Below are 16,404 nucleotides of genomic sequence, written 5' to 3' on the forward strand. Positions count from 1 at the left end.
CCTCAGACTCGGTGATCCCCCCTGTCCTGCCGCCCGGGAGCACCGAGCTCCGACAGGGCCCGGCTCCACGGGTCCGGGTCGTCGTCGGCGGCCGGGGGCAGGACGCGCACGCCGTCCGCGCGCAGGCCCGCGACGGCCTCACGGTACGGGAGCCGGGCGGCCAGCGCGACGTTGACGAAGGGCAGCACCACGACGGGGATCCCGAGGCCCGGCGCCTCGGCCAGCACCCCCAGCGCGTAGGTGTCCGCGATGCCCCGCGCGAACTTGTTGACCGTGTTGTACGTCGCCGGCGCCACGACCATCGCGTCCGCCCGCGGCGGCTTCGGCTCGGACGGCTTGCGGTAGCGGCTGCGGACCGGCCGCCCGGTCAGCTCTTCCAGGGCCGGCACGTCGATGAAGTCCAGCGCCGGCGGCGTGGCCACGACCTGCACGACCCAGCCGAGATCCTGGGCTCCGGTGACGAGGCGGCCGACGCCCGGGGCCGCGAAAGCGCCGCACACGATGACGTAAAGGACCTTGCCCGACGATTCGGTCACGCCGCCAGCATCGCACGGGCCCGCCGGAACGGGCTGAGAGGGCCCTCAGCGTCTCTCAGCCGCCGCACAGCGCCCCGGCAGCAGGCTGGAGCGCATGGACGAACTTCTCGCCGATCCCGCCGTCGCCGCCGGCCTGCGCCGGGTCGAGACCAGGATGCGCCGCCTGAGCGGGTCCTCCACGCTGCCCGGCATCAACGCCGGGGCCGGGCACGTGGTCGCGGCCGGCGGCAAGCGGCTGCGCCCGGCCCTGACGCTGGCCACCTCGATCGCGCTCGGCCGGCCGCCCGACCGGCGGGTGATCACCGCGGCGGCCTGCGTCGAGCTCGTCCACGCCGGCTCGCTCGTCCACGACGACCTCATGGACCGGGCGAGCGAGCGGCGCGGCCGGCGCACGCTCAACGCCGAGCTGGGCGCGGGCAAGGCGCTGGTCATCGGCGACTTCATGGTGGCCAGGGCGGGCCTGGCGGCGCTGACGTCGGTGTCGCGGCCGGTCGCGGAGGTGCTGGCGGCGACGGTGGTGGAGCTGGCCGAGGGACAGTTCCTGGAGGCGAGCGAGCTGTTCGACCCGGGCAGGACCGTGGACAGCGCCCTGCGCTCGATCACCGCCAAGACGGCCGCGCTGTTCCGCGCCGGGTGCCTGGTGGCGGCGATCTGCGCGCGGGCGCCGCAGGAGGAGCGGGCGCGGCTGGCGGCGTACGGGGAGAAGTTCGGGCTGGTCTTCCAGATCCTCGACGACCTGCTGGACCTGACGGCGACGAGCGCGCAGCTCGGCAAGCCGGCCGGCAACGACCTGCGGCAGGGCGTCTACAGCCTGCCGCTGCTGCTGGCCGACGTGGACGTGCGGGACCTGCTCGGCCGGCCGGACACCGCGGAGGAGGTGCTGAGCCGGCTACGGGCCGGCCGCATGGCGGAGATCACCCTCGCCTACTGCCGGGATCTGGCGGCGGACGCCGCGGCGGCGCTGCCCGCCCTCCGCGACCCGGAGATGGCCTCTCTCCTGCGCGCCCTCCCGGCCGCCTACATCGACCGCGTGGCTCGCCTCACCCTTCCCGCCACCACCGGTTGACCCTGCTTTTCCTGCCATTTCCCGGCGCCCGGCTCTTGACCGCCAGGAGTCGAGATTTGTTGGAACAAATGGTAGGAATCATGGCCTATTCTCGGAAAATGCGCTCATACTGGAGATACACATCTCCGGGAGCACGCCCATGCGGAAGACCCCCCAGCGCGACGACTGGGCCCCGGGCCAGTTCCTCCAGCTGGCCGCGGTGGACTTCACCGGTATCTACGCGGTACACCTGGCCGCCAAGGAGGAGCGGCTGAAGATGACGAGGCTCGCGCTGAGCCTGCTGTCCGGCCCGTTCCTCGCGGCCATCGCCCTGGCCAGCGCGAAGGTGGTCGACCCGCAGAGCCTGACGCAGTGGCACCGGGTGCCGTGGTACCTGTTCGCCCTGGTCGTCGCGTTCGGGCTGCTCAGCGTGCTGCCGTTCCTGCGCCTCATCGAGGCGGTCAACGCGCACGCCAGGACCGCGCGGGCGATCAACAACTTCCGGCTCCTCTACACCACGCGACTGGTCAAGGACCTCGACTGGAGCCCGAACCTGCCGATCGACCCGCGCTTCCCCGAGACGTACGCCCCGCTCGCCTGGCCGGGTATCAACGTCATGATGCTCGCCCTGGTCAACAGCACCTACCTGACCGTCGGCATGACCGGACTGACCGGGCAGGAGCCCGGTCTGCCCTCGCTCATGACCGGCATCCTGCTGGTGACGCTGGTTCACTACGCGGTGTACTACGTGCGCTGCAACGTGAGCAGGCGCCGCCGGCTCCCGCACAATCCGTACGAATTCCCGAATCTGGAGACCTGAATGCCCGGCCCGGCTCAATGGGCGTCGTGTGGGGAGGCGTGGATCTCGTTGATGCGCCACGTGTGGTCGGCGGGGACGCTCGCCCTCGACGACCGCGGCCCCGTCATCGAGGGGCCGGCCGTCCTGTTCGAGATCGCTCGGGTCAGCCGAGACGACCCGATCCTCGAACGGCACGGCGACCCGCAACGGCTCGCGTTGTACACCAGGAAGTTCAGCGAGGAGGCGGTGGTGCCGCCGTTCAAGTACAGCTACGGAGCGCGCATCAAGGGCCAGCTCCGGTGGGCGGCCGACCTGTTACGGCTGAAGCCGTACAGCAAGAGCGCGTGGATCTCGCTCACCGAGCCCGGCGAGGCGTACGACGCGGTGCCGTGCCTGGTGGGGCTGGCGTTCCGGATCCGGCAGGACGCGCTCGTCATGACCGCGTCCTTCCGCTCCCAGAACGCCTACACCAGCTACCTCAACTACGTGCCGCTCGCCGACGTGCACGCGCGCATGGCGCGCACGCTGCGCCTGGAACGCGGCCCGATGCGGGTGTTCGTGGACGTGCCCCACCTCTACCTGGCCGACAGCACCCAGGTGCTGGCGGTCATGCGGCCCGAGCCTCGGCGGCGGACAGCGGCGCGGCGATATCCTCCAACCCCTTCCGCTCGGCCTTGACGCCGAGGAAGAGCTCGACCAGGCCGCCGGCGATCATCACCAGCCCGCCGATGGTGAACGCGAGCGCGGTGTCGCCCGGCACCCCGCTCTCCACCAGCGAGGAGAACACCAGCGGGCCGGCGATGCCGCCGGCGGCCGTGCCGATCGCGAAGAAGAACGCGATGGCCATGGCCCGGGTCTCCATCGGGAAGATCTCGCTGACGGTCAGGTACGCCGAGCTGGCCCCCGCCGAGGCCACGAAGAGCACCACGCACCAGCACGCGGTCAGCGTCACCGCGCTCAGCACGCCCTGGTTGAACAACCACGCGGTGCCGAGCAGCAGCACGCCCGACCCGATGTAGGTGGCCGAGATCATCGGGACCCGGCCGACGGTGTCGAAGAGGTGGCCGAGCAGCAGCGGGCCGAGGAAGTTGCCGACGGCGATGACCGCGAAGTAGTAGCCCGTGTGCGTGTCGATCTTGTAGAACGTGGACAGGATCTGCGCGTACCCGAACGTGATGGCGTTGTAGAGGAACGCCTGCCCGATGAAGAGCGACAGGCCCAGCACGGTGCGCTTGGGGTAGAGCGCGACCATCGTGTGCGCGATGCGCAGGAACCCGATCGACTTGCGCTGGTGGATGGTCATCGAGCGCTCGGGCTCGGGCAGGTTCCCGCCGATCTGGCGCTCGACGTCGTCCACGATCTCCTCGGCCTCCTGGCCGCGGCCGTGGATGAACAACCAGCGCGGGCTCTCCGGCACGTGCCGCCGGACGAGCAGGATGGCCAGGCCCAGCACCACGCCCAGCCCGAACGCCACGCGCCAGCCGATGGCGACCGGCAGGTCGTTGAGCAGCGGCACGGTCAGCAGCGCGCCGCCCGCCGCGCCGAGCCAGTAGCTGCCGTTGATGATGATGTCGATGCGGCCCCGGTGCTTGCTCGGGATCAGCTCGTCGATGGCGGAGTTGATGGCCGCGTACTCGCCGCCGATGCCGAACCCGGTCATGAACCTGAACAGGAAGAACCACCAGGCGCTGAACGAGAACGCCGTCATCAGCGTCGCCGCCAGGTAGACCAGCAGCGTGATGAGGAACAGCTTCTTGCGGCCGAACCGGTCGGTCAGCCAGCCGAAGAACAGCGCCCCCGAGCAGGCCCCCGCGACGTAGAGCGCGGCGGCCAGGCCCGCGACCTGGGCCTGCGTGATGTCGAGCCCGCTGCCCGGCTTGGCGAGCTGGGCGGACAGGTTGCCGACGATGGTGACCTCAAGCCCGTCGAGGATCCAGACGGTGCCGAGCCCAATGACGATCATCCAATGCCAGCGGGACCAGGGCAGCCGGTCCAGCCGCGCGGGCACCTTGGTGGTGACGGTGCCGGTTTCCACGTCGCTCATAAGAGCATCTCGATACCCGTGAAAACCCGTTCTAGGCCGGTTTCCTGGCCTCCAGCAGGGTCGTGGCGAACCACGGGCCGCCGTACCAGAACCGCCATCCGGCGTCGCGGCGGCGCACGTCCACGACGCCGAGCCCGCGTAAGGTCTCCTCGTACGCGGGCGTGTGCTGGAAGTCGGCGATCAGCAGCAGCCCGCCGGGCCGCAGCACCCGGTGCGCCTCGCGCACGGCCTGGGCCCGGCCCTCGGCGTCGGGGATGTTGTGGACGGCGAGGCTGGAGACGACCACGTCGAACGCCGCTTCGCCGAAGGGCAGGTCGCGCAGGTCGCCGGTGACCAGCTCCACGCGCTCGGAGACGCCCTCGGCCTCGGCGTTGGCCCGCGCGGTGGCCTCGTCGTTGCCCGACTGGTCCTTCGAGCGCCACAGGTCGATGCCGGTGGCCCGGCCCCTGGGCAGCCGCTCGGCGGCCATGAGCAGCACCGCGCCGCGCCCGCAGCCGAGGTCGAGCAGGCGCTCGTCGCCGCCGAGCCGCCGCAGCTCCTCGGCCCAGACCGCGAACTTGCCGCGCCGGGTCGTGTAGAGGTAGCTGGCCGCGCTGGCCAGCGTGTAGAGGGCGCCGGCGAGGAAGGCCATGCCCGCCGCCACGATGTCGAGGGCGAACGAGACCGCCGCCAGTGCCATCAGCGCGATCGCGCCCAGGAGCAGGCCGATCAGGGCTCCGGGCGCGTCGAATCCGTAGCTGCCGTGTCGCTTGCTCACACTCACGTTATATCGCAAGATGGTGATTTGACGGTGACTTGACGGAACTCTTCCCCTTCACACCGGTAATCACCCACATCCCAATTACTAGGGTGACGTGGATGGATGAACAGCGACGTTTCGGCCTGGGTGCCAGCATCGCCCTGACGCTGGCCTCGGCCGTGTTGTGGGGCGTGGCGCACCTGGCCGTCGAGCGGCGCAGGGCCGGGCTCGCGCTCATGGCGGCGTACATCCTCATGCTGGCCGCGGTGCTCACCGTCGTCACCGCGTTCAGCACCCGCCTGCTCTCGCTCGCCGTGCAGCCCCGCTGGCTGATCTGGCTCACCGTCGGCCTGGTGGTGGTCGCGCTGGCCTGGACGGGCGTGATCGTCCGGTCGTTCCTGCTGGTCCGCCCGCCGCGGGCGGACGTCGTCGGCCGCGGGATCACCACGGCGCTGGCCATCGCCCTGTGCGCGCTCGTCCTCGGGCCGGCCGTCTACGCCGCCCGCCTCGCCAACGTCTCGCGCGACGTCGTGGACACCCTGTTCCCGGCCGCCGGCAACACCCCGATCATGGCCCAGGACCCGTGGAACGGCGCGGAGCGGGTCAACTTCCTGCTGCTCGGCGCGGACGCCGCGCCCGGCAGGCCCGGCGTGCGTACCGACAGCATGACCGTGGCCAGCGTGGACGTCCGGACCGGCGAGACCACGCTGTTCGGCCTGCCGCGCAACCTCCAGCGGGTACGCCTGCCCGAGGGTCCGGCGCGGTCCCGCTTCCCCTACGGCTTCACCGGCGCGGGGCCGAGCACCCCGGGCCTGCTCAACGAGGTCTTCCAGTACGCCGAAGACCATCCGGACCTGACCCCCGGCCTCCCGCGCGGCAAGCGCGGCCCCGCCCTGCTCAAGCAGACCGTCGGCGACATCCTCGGCCTGCCGGTGAGCTACTACGCGATGGTGGACATGAAGGGCTTCGCCGAGATCATCGACGCGGTCGGCGGCGTCGAGGTCACCATCAAGCAGCCCATCGTGTACGGCCGCTACCGCGAGGGCCTGCTGCCCGCCGGCACCCGCAGGCTGAGCGGCCAGCAGGCGTTGTGGTTCGGCCGCTCGCGCACCGACAGCGACGACTACGTCCGCATGGGCCGCCAGAAGTGCCTGCTCAACGCGGTGGCCAAGCAGGCCGACCCGATGACCGTGCTCAACAGCTTCGAGCGCCTGGCCGCCGCCACCAAGCGGGCGATCTCCACCGACCTGCCGCAGGACCTCCTGCCGGCCCTCGTGGAGCTGTCGCAGAAGGTGAAGGGCACCAGGATCCACAGCCTCAGCTTCGTCCCGCCGCTGATCAGCACGGTGTACCCGGACTGGTCGCTGATCCGCCGCAAGGTGGCCGACGCCCTGCGCGAGCACCGCCCCGCGCGGACGGCCAGGGACGCGGCGCCCCGGCAGAGCCCGGAGGCTCCGGTCAGTCTCGACGCTACCTGCCGGTAAGTCCTTTATCCCTACTTGACGTATCGGGAAGGGTGCTCTTTGATGTACACATAGCCGACTAAATAAGTAGGAATAGAGGGTGGCATGAACGCTCGCAGGGTGCTGGCCACGCTGGCACTGATGGCACTCACCGCAGGGACGGCGGCCTGCGGTGGCGACACCGCCTCGGGCGAGGGGGGCAGCGGCGGGGGCACGGCCGCCACCGAGGTGCGCCTCGGCTTCTTCCCGAACATCACGCACGCCACCGCTCTGGTGGGCGTCGAGAAGGGCCTCTACCAGAAGGACCTCGGCGTCCCGGTCAAGACCAGCACGTTCAACGCCGGCCCCGCCGCGATCGAGGCGCTGTTCTCCGGCGCCATCGACGCCACGTACATCGGCCCGAACCCGGCCATCAACGCCTGGCAGAAGTCCAAGGGCAAGGCCATCAAGATCATCGCGGGCGCGGCGTCCGGCGGCGTCTCGCTGGTCGTCAAGCCGGAGATCAAGACGGTCGAGGACCTCAAGGGCAAGAAGATCGCCACCCCGCAGCTCGGCAACACCCAGGACGTCGCCCTGCGCTACTGGCTGCGCAGCAAGGGGTTCAAGACCGACACCAAGGGCGGCGGCGACGTGCACATCGTGCCGCAGGAGAACGCCCAGACCCTGCAGACCTTCGCCACCGGCGACATCGACGGCGCCTGGGTGCCCGAGCCGTTCGCCAGCCGCCTGGTCCTGGAGAGCGGCGGCAAGGTGCTCCAGGACGAGCGGGACCTGTGGCCGAACAAGCAGTTCGTGATCACGCACCTGATCGTCCGCCAGGACTGGGCCAAGGCCCACCCCGACCTGGTCAAGAAGCTGCTCCAGGCACACGTCGAGGCCAACAAGCTCATCAACGACGACCCCGAGGGCGCCGCGCAGACCGCCAACGCCGCGATCCAGAAGCTGACCCAGAAGCCGCTCAAGCCCGAGGTGCTGAAGAGCGCCTTCAAGAACATCACCTTCACCAACGACCCGATCGCCTCCTCCCTCACCGCCAGCGCGCAGCACGCCGAGGAGGTCGGGCTGCTCGAACCGGTGGACCTCAACGGCATCTACGACCTGAAGCCGCTCAACGAGGTCCTGGCCGCCGGCGGCCAGCAGGCCGTCTCGGACAAGTGAGCGAGCCGACATGACCACCACGCAGATCGACAGCGGGACGGCGGTCCGCCTGGAGACCGTCTCCAAGACCTACGGCCACGGCAGGAACGCGCTGCTCGCCCTCGACCAGGTGTCGCTCCAGGTCGCGCCCGGCGAGTTCGTCTGCCTGCTCGGCGCCTCCGGCTGCGGCAAGAGCACGCTGCTCTCGCTGGTCGCCGGGCTCGACCGGCCGAGCGCCGGGCAGATCTCCACCAACGGGCACAAGGTCGCCATGATGTTCCAGGACCCGGCGCTGTTCCCGTGGCTGACCGTCGCGGCCAACGTCGAGCTGGCCTTCCGCGCCGACGGCGTGCCCAAGGCCGAGCGCCGGGCCAGGGCGGCGGAGTTCCTGGAGCTGGTGCACCTCGGCGGGTTCGGCCGCAAGCGCCCGCACGAGCTGTCGGGCGGCATGCGGCAGCGGGTGGCGCTGGCCCGCGCGCTGGCGCAGTCCTCGTCCTCCGCGGAGGGCTCGGCGGTGCTGCTCATGGACGAGCCGTTCGGCGCGCTCGACGCGATGACCCGCGACCTGCTCCACGACGAGCTGGAGCGGATCTGGCGGGAGCGGTCGCTGTCGGTGCTGTTCGTCACCCACAACGTGCGCGAGGCGGTCCGGCTCGGCGACCGGGTCGTGCTGCTGAGCAGCCGGCCCGGGCGGGTCGTCGAGGAGTTCCCCGTCGAGCTGGCGCGGCCGCGCAGGACCGACTCCGCCGAGGTCGCCACGCTCGCCGGGAAGATCACCGATCGGCTGAAGGAGGAGGTCGCGCGGCATGGCCGTTGACACCACGCACGCCCAGCGGCTCGCCGGGCTGGACGCGCTGGAGCTGGGCGGCGAGCGGCGGGCCGGGTTCGCGGCGCGGGCGTGGGCGCGGATCTGGCCGATGCTGACGGCCGTCGCGCTGGTGCTGGTGGCCTGGCAGCTCGTGGTCATGAGCGGGCGCTGGCCCGAGTACGTCTTCGCCGGGCCCGTCGAGACGTTCCGCGCCATGTGGGAGCGGTTCGGCGAGGCCGACTTCTACCACGCCGTCGCCACCACCATGCGGCGGGCGTTCACCGGGTTCGCGCTGGCGGTGCTGGTCGGGCTGGTGATCGGGGCGGCCGTGTCGCGGGTGAAGGTGCTGCGGGCGGCGTTCGGGGCGCTCATCACCGGGCTGCAGACGATGCCGTCGATCGCCTGGTTCCCGTTCGCGATCCTGCTGTTCGGGCTGACCGAGAGCGCGATCACGTTCGTGGTGATCCTGGGGGCGGCGCCGTCCATCGCCAACGGGCTGATCACCGGCGTGGACTACACGCCGCCGCTGCTGCTGCGGGCCGGGCACGTGCTCGGGTTCCGGCGGCTGAGCCTCTACCGGCACGTCATCCTGCCGGCGTCGCTGCCGTCGTTCCTGGCGGGGCTGAAGCAGGGGTGGGCCTTCGCGTGGCGCTCGCTCATGGCGGGCGAGCTGCTGGTGATCATCGCGTACCAGTCGTCGCTGGGCGAGCAGCTCGCCTACGCCCGCGAGGTGTCCGACTCGCCCGGCCTGATCGGCACGATGATCGTGATCCTGGCCATCGGCATCGTCATCGACCTGCTCTTCGAGGCCGCCGACGGGGCGCTGCGCCGCCGCTGGGGTCTCGACCAGGCGTGATGCGGATCTCCGCGCGAACCGACTACGCGCTGCGGGCGGTCAGCGAGCTGGCCGCCGCACCGCCGGGGCCGGTGCCGGCCGAGCGGATCGCCACGGCCCAGAACATCCCCCGCCGTTTCCTCGACAACATCCTGCTCCAGCTCCGCCGGGCCGGGCTCATCCACAGCCTGCGCGGGCCGGAGGGCGGCTACTGGCTGGCCCGCCCGGCCGAGGAGATCACGCTGGCCGACGTCATCGTCGTGGTCGAGGGCAAGCCGGAGTTCCAGGGGCACGGCGGCTATCCGGGCGTGGCCGGGCCGCTGGCGGAGGTGTGGACGGCGCTGCGCGAGCACGAGGAGCGCCTGCTCTCCGAGATCACCTTCGCCCAGATCGTCTCCTCCCGCCTCTCCGGCTGACTCCGTACGGGAAAAGCGCTCCTCGCGGCACCCCTGTGTGGCATGATGATGCCGTCGTAATGACAACGGTTTTCATCATCACCAGTGGGAGTGCCTCGTGAGAGTGGCCTTCGTCGGCAAGGGCGGCAGCGGCAAGACGACGATGTCGGCGCTGTTCGCCAGGCATCTGGCCGCCCAGGGCGCGCCGGTGGTCGCCGTGGACGCCGACATCAACCAGCACCTGGCCCTGGTCCTCGGCCTCGACCGGCAGCCCGAGCCGCTCGGCGCCCACCTCACCGAGATCAAGGACCTCCTGCGCGGCGACAACCCGCGCGTCCCGTCCGCCGCGGCCATGGTCAAGACCACCCCGCCCGGCCGCGGCTCCCGGCTGCTGAGCTTCGACGACCTCGCCGCCCACCCCTACGGGCTGACCACCCCCGAGGGCGTCCGGCTGCTGGCCACCGGCCCGTTCAGCGAGGACGACCTCGGCGTGGCCTGCTACCACTCCAAGGTCGGCGCGGTGGAGCTGCTGCTCAACCACCTGGTGGACGGCCCCGGCGAGTACGTCGTGGTCGACATGACCGCCGGCGCCGACTCCTTCGCCTCGGGCCTGTTCACCCGCTTCGACCTCACCTTCCTCGTCGCCGAGCCCACCCGCCAGGGCGTGGGCGTCTACCGGCAGTACCACGAGCACGCCGCCCGCTACGACGTCGCCCTCGCGGTGGTCGGCAACAAGGTCCACGGCCCCTCCGACGTCGAGTTCCTGCGCGAGCACGCGGGCGGCGACCTGCTGACCTGGATGGAGCACTCGGCCGCCGTGCGCGCGCTGGAGCAGGGCCGCCCCTTCACCCTGGACGACCTGGAGCCGGTCAACGCCGACGCGCTCAGCCTGCTGCGCAAGACCCTCGACGAGCACGAGAAGGACTGGGCCCGCTTCGGCCGCCAGACGGTCGAGTTCCACCTGCGCAACGCGCGGGCGTGGGCCAACGAGCGCACCGGGCTCGACCTGGCCGAACAGGTCGATCCCGACTTCGTCTATGGCCCGCGCCACCCATGACACTGTGCCCGTCAGGCATCTGGAGAGTCACCATTTTTCCACCTAGCGTGATGAGTGCCCCCTTTGAGAGGAGACAGCATGTCGCTGACCGTTCCGAACGATCTGCTCGACCAGGCCAGAGCGGGTGACGTCGACGACACCGCGTTCCTCGCGTGCGTGCGCGACTCCCTCCCCTACGCGTGGTCGCTGATCAGCGAGCTGGTCAGGCAGCGCGAGCACAGCGGAGCGGAGTTCGCCGACAACCAGGTGCCGCCGCCGTCCGAGCAGGCCCGCGGCGAGCTCCTGCGCTGCCTGGCGAGCGACTCGATGCGCGGCGCCCTGGAGCGCCACTTCGGGGTCCGGCTGGCCTTCCAGAACTGCCACCGGGTGGCCGTCTTCGACCCCGCGGCCACCAAGGCGCTGGCCGACTTCGTCACCCCGCGGGCGCAGCTCCTCAACCAGAGCCCGGAGCTGGTGGACTGCTGAGGCCACCGCCCGGCGGGCCGGGCCCGTCCGGCCCGCCGGGCGCGCGCTCCCGCAGCAGCGGCAGCACCTCGGCGCCGAGGCGGCGCACGTTCTCCAACGCCCGCCGGTGCTCGCCGCACCCCTCGACCAGCAGGATGACGTGCCCGATCCCGGTGCGCTCCGCGGTGCGCGCGATCGTCTGCGCGCAGTGCTCGGGCGAGCCCACCGGATGGATGCGGGTGAGCAGGTCCACGTACGCGCCGACGTCCCGCGACGGGCGCGGCCGGCCGTCCACCGGCCGGTAGCCGGCCAGGCCGGGGCCGAGCCAGCGGGGCATCGACTCCTTGAGCTCGCGCACCGCCCGCGCGGTGGAGTCGGCGACATGCCCGACGGCCGCCGCGACGTGCCCCACCGCGTGCTCCGGCGCGTGCCCCGCCGGACGCCCCGGCGCGTGCTCCGGCGCGTGCCCCACCGGATGGCCCGGCGCGGTCTCGCCGGCCGCCTGGCGGTAGGCGGTCACCGCGGCGGCCTTCTCCGCGTCGCCGACGTGCAGGCCGAGCAGCATCGGCAGGCCGCGCGCGGCGGCCAGCGCGACGCTGGAGCCCGACGTGCAGGCCACCACCGGGCGCAGCGGCGCCCGCGGCACCGGGCTCACCTCCCGGAAGCGGAAGAACTCGCCGTCGGCCGCGACGCGCTCGCTCGACAACGCGGCCAGCAGCAGGTCCAGTGACTCGGGGAAGCCGCGCTCGTAGCGCGCCAGTCCGGTGCCGAACACCTCCAGGTCCACCCACGGGCCGCCCCGGCCCACGCCGAGCGTGAAGCGCCCGCCGGACAGGTGGTGCAGCATGGCCGCCTGCTCGGCCAGCGCCACCGGGTGCTGCGTGGACAGCACGCTGACCGCCGTGCCGAGCCCGATGCGCGAGGTGCGCCCCGCGGCGACGGCCGCCAGCGTGATCGCCGACGGGCAGACGCCGTAGGACATGAAGTGGTGCTCGGCGATCCAGGCGTCGTCGAACCCCGCCTGCTCGGCCGCCACGACCAGCTCCACCGCGTCGGCCAGCACCCGCCCGGCCTCCTGGCCGGGGAAGCGCGCCGCGACGAGGAACACTCCCACGCGCACGCGTCCGATGATGGCCGATCGGCCGGGCCCGCGCAGGCCGAGGGCGTTATGCCCGGATTCGTTCAGCCGAAGAGGGTGGCCTGGCCCTCGCCCGCCAGCGGATCGCGGCGCCGCTTGAGATGGCGCCACCGCGGCAGGTCGTCGAGGTACGACCACGACAGCCGGTGGTGCGCGGTGGGGCCGAGGCGGGCCAGGGCCTCCTGGTGGACGGGCGAGGGGTAGCCGGCGTTGTCGGCGAAGCCGTACGCGGCGCAGCCGAGCGCCGCCATGTAGGCGTCGCGCCGCACCTTGGCCAGCACCGACGCGGCCGCCACCGACACGCTGGCCGCGTCCCCCCTGACCTCCAGCCGCACCGGCCACGGGGCGCCGATGTAGTCGTGCTTGCCGTCGAGGATCACCGCGTCCGGGCGGACGGGCAGCGCCTCCAGCGCGCGCCGGGCGGCCCGGCGCAGGGCCTCGGTCATGCCGAGGGCGTCGATCTCGGCGTGCGTGGCCTCGCCGTAGCCGACGCCGGCCGCCCATCCGGCCAGCTCGGCGGCGAGCGGCCCGCGCCGGGCGGCGGTGAGCTGCTTGGAGTCGGTCAGCCCCGGCGGCGGCTCGGACAGGTCGGTGACGACCGCGCAGACGGTGACCGGGCCCGCCCAGGCGCCGCGGCCCACCTCGTCCACGCCCGCGACCGTGCGCACGCTCGGCTGGGCGAGCAGCAGCTCCTCGATGTCGTACGTCGGCGCCATGCCAGCAGACGTTACCGCTCACTCCCCGGGATGGTTGCCGAGATGGTTGCCGGACCGGCCGCCGGAGCCACCGTCGAGGAAACCGCCGTCGAGGGGCGCCTCGCCGGGCCCGGGCCGCTCGACCGCCCGCACCGGCTCCAGGTCGGCCGCGAGGTAGCGGGCGGCGGCGTGGATCGCCCGCAACATCACCGACACCGACGGCCGGTGCACGCTGGAGCCGCGGGCCACGGCGAGCACGTCCCGGCCGACCGGGTCGCCGGGGATCGGCCGCACGGCCAGCCCGCGCACCCCGGCCGCCAGCGCGAGCGCCGGCACGGCGGCGATGCCGATGCCCTTGGCGACCAGCGACAGGATGGTGCCCAGCCCCTCGAACTCCCACGGCGTGGGCCGGGTGCCGCCGACGTCCGTCAGCAGCCGGTCCATCGCCAGCCGCGACGGCTCGCTGTAGGGCGTCGCCATCCACGGCTCGTCGCGCAGCTCCCGCAGGTCGACCGGGACGCCGGGGTCGGCCAGGCGGTGCCTGCGCGGCACCACCAGCACCAGCGGATCGCGCAGCAGCGGGAAGGCGCGCAGGCTCTCGCTGTCGCGCATCTGCCCGTACCAGTCGTCCACGAGCGCGATGTCCACCTCGCCCGACCGTACCTCGCGCATGCCCCGCCCGGACCTGGCCTGGCCGAGCCGCAGCGTCAGCCCGGTGTGCCGGCGCAGCGAGCGGGCCAGCGCGGGCGCGAAGGCCACCGCCGCCGTGGGGAAGGCGGTGACCGTGACCCGCCCGGTGGGGGTGCCCGCGTGCGCGGACAGGTCGGACTCGGCCTCCTCGACCAGGCACAGGATGCGCTCGGCGTGCGCGACCAGCCGGCGCCCGGCGTCGGTCAGCTCGGCGCTGCGCGCGGTGCGGTCGATGAGGGCGGTGCCGGACTCCCGTTCGAGCGCCTGGAGCTGCTGCGAGACCGCCGAGGGGCTGTAGCCGAGAGCCGCGGCGGCGCCCGCGATGCTGCCCCGCCGGGCGAATTCGCAGAGCAGTGCCAGTCGCCGCAGTTCAAGCATCAGTCTTCCTTACGCCCACCCACGAAAAGCCTCGCTTGTGCTGATGCCTTCATCCAACCACGCTGGGGATGTGACGAGCATGACCATCACCTTGTCGGCCACTCTGGCCGCCAACGAGGACATCGAGCGAAGACGGCGCGCCGGCGAGCGCGTGCTGCACCTGGCCTTCGGCGAGGCCGGGCTGCCCGTCCACCCGGCGCTGCGCGACCGGCTGGCCGCCGCCTCCGGGCACAACGGCTACGGGCCGGTCGCGGGCGCGGCCGCGCTGCGGGAGGCCGCCGCCGGCTACTGGGCGCGCCGGGGGCTCCCCACCGACCCCGAGCTGGTCGTCTGCGGGCCGGGCAGCAAGCCCCTGCTGTACGCCCTGCTGCTGGCCCTCGGCGGCGACATCGTGCTGCCCGTGCCGAGCTGGGTCAGCTACGCCGCGCAGGCCGCCCTGGTCGGCTCCCGCCCGCTCCTGGTGCCCCCTCCGCCAGGAGAGGGCGGCGTGCCCGACCCCGGGCGGGTGGCCGCCGAGGTGCGGCGCGCCCGGGCGGCCGGCCGCACGGTCGCCTCCGTGCTGGTGACCCTGCCGGACAACCCGACCGGCCGGCTGGCCACGCCCGGGAGCCTCGCCCGCCTGGTGGAGGTGGCCAGGGAGCTGGACCTGACGATCATCTCGGACGAGATCTACCGCGACCTGGTCCATGACCCGGCCCCGCCGTTCACCTCGCCGGCCGACCTGGCCCCCGAGCGCACGGTCGTCACCACGGGGCTGAGCAAGAGCCTGGCCCTGGGCGGCTGGCGCATCGGCGTGGCCCGGCTGCCCGCGGGCGCGTACGCGCTGCGCGGGAAGCTGCTGGCGGTGGCGAGCGAGATCTGGTCGGCGCCGGCCGCCCCCGTGCAGGAGGCCGCGGCCTACGCCTTCGGCGAGCCGCCGGAGCTGGTGGAGCGGGTGGCGCTCAGCCGCAGGCTGCACGGCACGCTGGCCCGGGCGGTCCACGAGCGCTTCGCCGCCGCCGGGGCCGGGGCGCCGCGGCCGCAGGGCGGCTTCTACCTGTACCCCGACCTGGGCCACCTCGGGCTCGGCGGCTCGGCCGAGGTCGCCAGGCTGCTGCTGGAGGAGCACGGCATCGGCGTCCTGCCCGGGCACGCCTTCGGCGACGACCCCGGCGCGGCCCGCGTGCGCGTGGCCGTCAGCCTGCTCCACGGCGACTCGCCCGAGCAGCGCCTGACCGCGCTGACCAGCGACGACCCGCTCCGGCTGCCCTGGATCGCGGCCGATCTCGACCACCTGTCGCGCGGGCTGCGGGCGCTGGCCTCCGGCCGTGCGTGAACCACGCGGGACCGCCGCCCCGACGCCACGTCACGGCCAGGCGAATTTCTCGCCAAGAACCGGCTCCGCGCCCCCTCAATCGCGCCGCCGACCTGCGAAAACACCACATAGGCAGAAACCCCGGAAAGATCTTCCTTCCGGCCTGGTCACACGCACCCCGCGCACCCCTCATCATGTGCACATGCCCGCTCTTGTCACCTTGTCCGGGCGCCTCGTGCGCCTGGAACCTCTCAGTCTCGCGGCGGTCGATGACCTGGTCGCCGCGGCGGGTGAAGACCGTGCCACGTACGCCTTCACTCGTGTCCCGTACGGACGGGACGAGATGGTCTCCTATGTGGAGGCCGCCATGGCTGAGCAGGCGGAGGGCCGTTCGTTGCCCTTCGCCATCCGGTGGCTGAACACCGACCGCGTGGTCGGTGCCACCCGTCTCATGCACCTGGAGTACTGGCAGGGCCCCATGCCCTGGCCTCCGGGTACGCGCGGCGCGGTGGGCGACATCCCGTCCGTGGCGGACATCGGTTACACCTGGCTGGGCGCGAGCGCCCAGGGCACGGGCGTCAACCGGGAGAGCAAGTTCCTCATGCTCTCGCACGCCTTCGAGACCTGGAACGTCCACCGCATCACGCTGAAGGCAGACGTACGCAACACCAAGTCCCGGGCCGCCATCGAGGCCCTCGGCGCACACTTCGACGGGGTGCGGCGAGCGGACAGCCGAGGCGCCGACGACACGGTCCGAGATACCGCGTTCTACTCGATCCTGATCTCCGAATGGCCGCTCGTCCGCGAGCGCCTGCTCTCGCGGATGGGATTGTTCGAGGCAGCCTGAGTCCCCGTCCACCGAGGCCCCGCCCGATTCGCCGGGCGGGGCCGGTATTTTTCGCCCCCC

General features: G+C 72.5%; 18 protein-coding genes. 12 read left to right on the forward strand and 6 right to left on the reverse strand.

Annotated elements, in window-relative coordinates:
• Positions 1-2: 2 nt before the first annotated feature.
• On the reverse strand, positions 3-536 hold the full coding sequence (locus AB0H75_RS17085) for a flavoprotein (protein WP_367796978.1): 534 nt from the start codon (positions 534-536) through the stop codon (positions 3-5).
• Positions 537-630: 94 nt separating this feature from the next.
• Here AB0H75_RS17085 and AB0H75_RS17090 point away from each other — a divergent pair, with 94 nt between their 5' ends.
• The 3 genes from AB0H75_RS17090 (at position 631) to AB0H75_RS17100 (ending at position 3,058) form a co-directional block, all read left to right on the forward strand.
• Entirely contained in the window at positions 631-1,602 is a 972-nt protein-coding gene (locus AB0H75_RS17090; RefSeq protein ID WP_367796980.1) for a polyprenyl synthetase family protein, read from the forward strand.
• Between the two features lie 139 nt (positions 1,603-1,741).
• Positions 1,742-2,401 carry a hypothetical protein gene (locus tag AB0H75_RS17095; RefSeq protein ID WP_367796982.1) on the forward strand — a complete coding sequence of 220 codons (660 nt, stop codon included), beginning with the start codon at positions 1,742-1,744 and terminating at the stop codon, positions 2,399-2,401.
• Between the two features lie 51 nt (positions 2,402-2,452).
• Complete coding sequence (locus AB0H75_RS17100; RefSeq protein WP_367796984.1) at positions 2,453-3,058, forward strand: hypothetical protein; 606 nt, start codon at positions 2,453-2,455, stop codon at positions 3,056-3,058.
• On the opposite strand, the gene AB0H75_RS17105 is transcribed toward AB0H75_RS17100, so the two are convergent.
• Positions 2,988-4,424: an MFS transporter gene (locus tag AB0H75_RS17105; protein ID WP_367796985.1), complete on the reverse strand. Its 1,437-nt coding sequence runs from the start codon at positions 4,422-4,424 to the stop codon at positions 2,988-2,990. The two genes, AB0H75_RS17100 and AB0H75_RS17105, sit on opposite strands and share 71 nt — an antisense overlap.
• A gap of 31 nt (positions 4,425-4,455) precedes the next feature.
• Positions 4,456-5,181 carry a class I SAM-dependent methyltransferase gene (locus tag AB0H75_RS17110; RefSeq protein ID WP_367796986.1) on the reverse strand — a complete coding sequence of 242 codons (726 nt, stop codon included), beginning with the start codon at positions 5,179-5,181 and terminating at the stop codon, positions 4,456-4,458.
• A gap of 101 nt (positions 5,182-5,282) precedes the next feature.
• On the opposite strand from AB0H75_RS17110, the gene AB0H75_RS17115 reads away from it, so the two are divergent.
• From AB0H75_RS17115 to AB0H75_RS17145, 7 genes are all read left to right on the forward strand, one after another.
• On the forward strand, positions 5,283-6,647 hold the full coding sequence (locus AB0H75_RS17115; protein ID WP_367796987.1) for an LCP family protein: 1,365 nt from the start codon (positions 5,283-5,285) through the stop codon (positions 6,645-6,647).
• 84 nt (positions 6,648-6,731) lie between these two features.
• Positions 6,732-7,784, forward strand: coding sequence for an ABC transporter substrate-binding protein (locus AB0H75_RS17120; RefSeq protein ID WP_367796988.1), 1,053 nt, complete (start codon positions 6,732-6,734; stop codon positions 7,782-7,784).
• Positions 7,785-7,794: 10 nt separating this feature from the next.
• A complete protein-coding gene (locus tag AB0H75_RS17125) occupies positions 7,795-8,580 on the forward strand; it encodes an ABC transporter ATP-binding protein (protein ID WP_367796989.1) in 786 nt (261 codons plus the stop codon).
• Positions 8,570-9,427 (forward strand): ABC transporter permease, encoded by an 858-nt coding sequence (locus tag AB0H75_RS17130; protein WP_367796991.1) that lies wholly within the window; start codon positions 8,570-8,572, stop codon positions 9,425-9,427. Before AB0H75_RS17125 ends, AB0H75_RS17130 begins: the two co-directional genes overlap by 11 nt.
• Complete coding sequence (locus tag AB0H75_RS17135; RefSeq protein ID WP_367796993.1) at positions 9,427-9,822, forward strand: Rrf2 family transcriptional regulator; 396 nt, start codon at positions 9,427-9,429, stop codon at positions 9,820-9,822. The genes AB0H75_RS17130 and AB0H75_RS17135 overlap by 1 nt, the downstream gene beginning before the upstream one ends.
• A gap of 97 nt (positions 9,823-9,919) precedes the next feature.
• Positions 9,920-10,858 carry an ATP-binding protein gene (locus AB0H75_RS17140; RefSeq protein ID WP_367796995.1) on the forward strand — a complete coding sequence of 313 codons (939 nt, stop codon included), beginning with the start codon at positions 9,920-9,922 and terminating at the stop codon, positions 10,856-10,858.
• A 78-nt stretch (positions 10,859-10,936) separates the two neighbouring features.
• On the forward strand, positions 10,937-11,323 hold the full coding sequence (locus AB0H75_RS17145; protein WP_367796997.1) for an SCO5389 family protein: 387 nt from the start codon (positions 10,937-10,939) through the stop codon (positions 11,321-11,323).
• Here AB0H75_RS17145 and AB0H75_RS17150 read toward each other — a convergent pair.
• The 3 genes from AB0H75_RS17150 to AB0H75_RS17160 all read right to left on the reverse strand — a co-directional run bounded on the left by AB0H75_RS17150 (position 11,292) and on the right by AB0H75_RS17160 (position 14,203).
• Positions 11,292-12,422 (reverse strand): LLM class flavin-dependent oxidoreductase, encoded by a 1,131-nt coding sequence (locus tag AB0H75_RS17150; protein WP_367796999.1) that lies wholly within the window; start codon positions 12,420-12,422, stop codon positions 11,292-11,294. The genes AB0H75_RS17145 and AB0H75_RS17150 overlap by 32 nt on opposite strands.
• Before the next feature lie 62 nt (positions 12,423-12,484).
• On the reverse strand, positions 12,485-13,156 hold the full coding sequence (locus AB0H75_RS17155; protein ID WP_367797001.1) for a ribonuclease HII: 672 nt from the start codon (positions 13,154-13,156) through the stop codon (positions 12,485-12,487).
• A gap of 18 nt (positions 13,157-13,174) precedes the next feature.
• Positions 13,175-14,203 carry a LysR family transcriptional regulator gene (locus AB0H75_RS17160; RefSeq protein WP_367797003.1) on the reverse strand — a complete coding sequence of 343 codons (1,029 nt, stop codon included), beginning with the start codon at positions 14,201-14,203 and terminating at the stop codon, positions 13,175-13,177.
• A gap of 79 nt (positions 14,204-14,282) precedes the next feature.
• On the opposite strand from AB0H75_RS17160, the gene AB0H75_RS17165 reads away from it, so the two are divergent.
• Together AB0H75_RS17165 and AB0H75_RS17170 are read left to right on the forward strand one after the other, a co-directional pair.
• Entirely contained in the window at positions 14,283-15,518 is a 1,236-nt protein-coding gene (locus tag AB0H75_RS17165; RefSeq protein WP_367797005.1) for a pyridoxal phosphate-dependent aminotransferase, read from the forward strand.
• 181 nt (positions 15,519-15,699) lie between these two features.
• Positions 15,700-16,344, forward strand: a complete 645-nt coding sequence (locus tag AB0H75_RS17170; RefSeq protein ID WP_367797007.1) for a GNAT family N-acetyltransferase — start codon at positions 15,700-15,702, stop codon at positions 16,342-16,344.
• Positions 16,345-16,404: the final 60 nt, after the last annotated feature.

Source organism: Nonomuraea sp. NPDC050783 (assembly GCF_040802095.1).
GTDB lineage: Bacteria > Actinomycetota > Actinomycetes > Streptosporangiales > Streptosporangiaceae > Nonomuraea.